Origin of the sequence: Bartonella sp. AP58NXGY (genome assembly GCF_042195785.1) — a bacterium.
In the GTDB taxonomy this organism is placed as follows: Bacteria; Pseudomonadota; Alphaproteobacteria; order Rhizobiales; family Rhizobiaceae; genus Bartonella.
Window position 1 is genome coordinate 1 of sequence record NZ_JBHIOY010000272.1, and the last position, 361, is coordinate 361.

The following is a 361-nucleotide window of genomic DNA, read 5'->3' on the forward strand; positions in this document are numbered from 1 at the left end:
ATGGAAAATGGCTGAATGAGGATTATGATTAAAATCACAACTCACAAGCTTTTCTTGCGTAGTGTCCAAAATTCCCTTTAAGGAACCGCGTGCAGCAGTCGCAATAGCCGTATTAATTTCTTCAATTGTTGTGGAACGCTTAGCAGTAAATGTCAAATCTACTACAGAAACATTAGGGGTTGGAACACGAATGGACACTCCATCAAGCAATCCCTTTAATTCTGGCAAAACCAATCCCACAGCTTTTGCTGCCCCGGTTGAAGTAGGAATCATCGAAAGAGCGGACGCACGCGCCCGATAAAGATCACGATGCATGGTATCCAACACAGGTTGATCACCCGTATAAGAATGGATTGTTGTC

At 43.5% G+C, this 361-nt stretch carries 1 pseudogene; it reads right to left on the reverse strand.

Annotated elements, in window-relative coordinates:
- Window positions 1-361, reverse strand: a pseudogene (locus ACFINC_RS10880) (erythrose-4-phosphate dehydrogenase); the annotation flags it as partial.